Source organism: Pseudomonas syringae group sp. 243L2 (assembly GCF_032587875.1).
Taxonomy (GTDB): Bacteria; Pseudomonadota; Gammaproteobacteria; order Pseudomonadales; family Pseudomonadaceae; genus Aquipseudomonas; species Aquipseudomonas amygdali.
The window spans coordinates 1-3,009 of the sequence record NZ_JAWHPL010000012.1 but is presented as its reverse complement, the minus strand read 5'-3'; the positions used below and the strand labels follow the sequence as shown (position 1 = coordinate 3,009).

Sequence of the window (3,009 nt, the reverse complement as noted above, 5' to 3'; positions counted from 1 at the left end):
CCCAGCGGATGGGCAGCCACGGGGAGGGCTCGAAGTTGCCAGGGCCTCGGTTGCTGATGGTTTTCCAGAGCGTGGGGAGTTGGGATTGCCAGTAGGCGGTCGATATCGTGCCTGGGGCGAGCGGAGCTTTAACTCCTTTGGCTTTTTCTGCATCCTCATATATTTTTCTGAACTTTCGCGGCTGCTCCCAGTAGAAAGCCCACAGTTTGCCCAGGTCAGTATTTTTGTTTTGATTGTCTTCGAGTTCTTGAGTCGCGTAAGGGCGAATATACTTGTCCACTCGATCCGAACGAGCGACCAGCAGCCCGGTCATACTTTCGAATATTGTCGGTACTGCCTGGACGCTCTGCAGTCCCTGGGTGCCTGCCTCGCGCAATCCACTTCGTGTTACGTCGCCATCTCTGCTTACGATGAGCGCCTGTGGCACCTGCGGATTTTCGTCAAAGAATTGAAATAGTCGTTCGATCATTCGCTGAGCGTGAGTAGTATTATCCGCATCCTGCCACAAAAATAATGTGACGCCCAAAGTGGCAGCATTTCGACCACTCAGTATGCTATCCGCTGCACCTGTATCAGATGGCTGCTTAGGAGGCGCGATTGCGAATGTCGGGATGGGCCAATAAGCAACTGACTCGCCTGCTGAGTGTTGGAAAGCAACCCGGATTTTTATATCTCTGCTGATTTGTCGGGCGTCAATAGAAGCATCATAATCCTTAGGGTCTTTAGAGTAGATTGAAATAAAGTTATTATTTTTCTTTTTTATAAACTCCCAAATTTCGGATTGATGGTCGTGGTATATTCCAAGTCCTACTCCCCGTATTTCCAGGGCATAAGTGCGTTTTTGTGTTAATTGCTGTTCAGAAGCCTGGGCCATTCTCTCGGTTTTATAGGCGGCCAGCTCATTTTGTTCGTGAGCGATGGCCTTACCCCACCAATGACCACTGTAGGTCAATAAGACTGCACCTACAATTGCTGCGATACCCCAGCGAGTTACCGAATTTATATCGCGAAGCTCCATGTTACGTTCCTGTGCTTTAAAGTAGATAAGCAAGACAAATCCGCCCCACAGAGTGAGCAGTATTACTACTGCCCAGACGTATGGCTTCAATCTTGGTCGAAGAAGAGTTTGCCATTTGCGGGCGTTCATCGTGAACTCTCCTTTTTTGGTAAGCTGTCGATCAGAGGTGGTGGATTAAGGGGGACAAGTTCGGTTGAGGGGAATTCGCCTTCCTGATAATAAAAATGGCATGCAGTAACCAATTCTTTTGCATCAGTGCTAAGCAGCTCCCAGCCAGAGGATTTTCTGAGGTACCCAAAGGTTTCGTTATCTAATTTCCAATCCGCAATAGCCACCAGCACATCACGCATCGCGGGATCATCCAGGCATTTAGCTTGGCCAATAGCTATGTCCATAGCAGTCACCCAGCGATGGTTTTCCCGGCTGCGAAGCAATCCAGAGTGATAAGAATTATCGCTCCAGGCATTACGGTTTTTCTCCATACGGTCTCGAGCTTCTCTGGGAGTCTCCTCTCTTTGACTACTGTATCCTGATAAAGGATTTGCAGGGTTTCTGGATCTGCCTATTCGTACTTGGCGAGTTTTTTCTTCTGGATCATCAGAACGCGCGTTGAAGCGTTCTAAGGCTTGGCGCACCGTCACTTTTGGACCGTCATATTCAGGGGGCATTTCTATCCATAAGAACGTAGCGGCGTCCTTTCCTAACGCAACGCTTTTGCCAACGTCGTCTGGTTTATCCAGGCCTGAAGTTGTTGGTGTGCCAGTTTCCGCTTCGCCACCGAACATTTCTGGTGCATGAGGCGGAGTCAGCGCTTCGGCATTAATAAGGCGTTCCTGCCCCTCCGGGATGGGCGCGCGGGCAATCATACCGGCTCCAAATGAGCTGCCTGGGTATCGAGCTTCGCCTGTGGCACGCATGAGTTCAGGTTGTGGCGTGCTGCCGATCAGGATCGGCTCACCATAGCGATGGCGCTTAGTCCACATGCGTTGATAGAAGCGTAGTTGCTGGAGCACCATCATTGCCATTCGTCCATCAGGTAGAGCATCAGGCATTCCATAGGTCCCGATGCCTTGGACGTCATCCAGTGAGACAGTGGTGTCATCCGGGCAGAAATACAGATACACCTTTCCTCGGTTATCGCGCTCGGGAAAGACCGTCATGCTGCCCACTTTATTTTTGCGGATACCTTGAGTGGGTGACCATCGCGAACCGCTTCTGCCGCAATAGGTTTTAGCGTCCCTGAGTTCTGACATGGCTGGTTGTGTGTGTGGCATATTGGTTATCGCAGTTACGATCCCGACCAGCGTTGAAAATGTGTCTTGGTCCTTGGGAGTGTTACCAGGCAACACACAATAAGGCGTATCAACCATGATAAAAGTATCTGCGCAACGGTCTCCTCCATCTACCAGCAACGCTTGCGCCAGCAAGGTGACCATCGTGCCTTGGCTGTGCCCCATGATTGTTATGGTCTCGTCAGGCGACACGCGACGGATCTCGCGTATCAGCATAGCCAAGCGGTGAGCCGCTAATACGCAATAGTGCCGCGCTGGCGAGTGACCAAAATATAAAGCGTTGTCTGGCTTAAACGTTTCCAGAGCGATGCTTTTCAGATTGGGCTTAAAGCCTTCACCGTAGACATCCGGTATGTTATTGGTCGCGTTGGCAATAAAACCTCCCGCCTTGGCAAAGTGGCGATCCAGCCGGTTACCGTTAATGTCCTGAAACTGATTACGCATTCTGAACGGATCGCCCGCGTCATCACGCTTGATTTGATCGGGTGCTGCCCGATGTCCCCAATAAAAGGGAATCAACACGCTATGGGTTTTCGGGTCAGATGCGTCGCGCCGATAAAGATAGGTGTCAGGATCATCGAGCATGGCTTTCTGATCACTGTCCCTTTCCTCGTAGGGCACTTTTTTTGCCTCGTTGTACCTTACCCCATACCGCCCAGCCACCAGATCCGGCCGATCCAGCCGCTCATTCACCCCCTG

Annotated in this window: 2 protein-coding genes; both read right to left on the bottom strand. The window is 51.0% G+C overall.

Annotated elements, in window-relative coordinates:
- Positions 1 to 1,147: DUF2875 family protein (locus RYB66_RS05785; RefSeq protein WP_316894042.1), on the bottom strand; the 1,147-nt coding region annotated here is incomplete at its 3' end.
- A partial coding sequence (locus RYB66_RS05780; protein ID WP_316894040.1) for a DUF3274 domain-containing protein occupies positions 1,144 to 3,009 on the bottom strand: 1,866 nt, incomplete at its 5' end. The genes RYB66_RS05780 and RYB66_RS05785, both read right to left, overlap by 4 nt.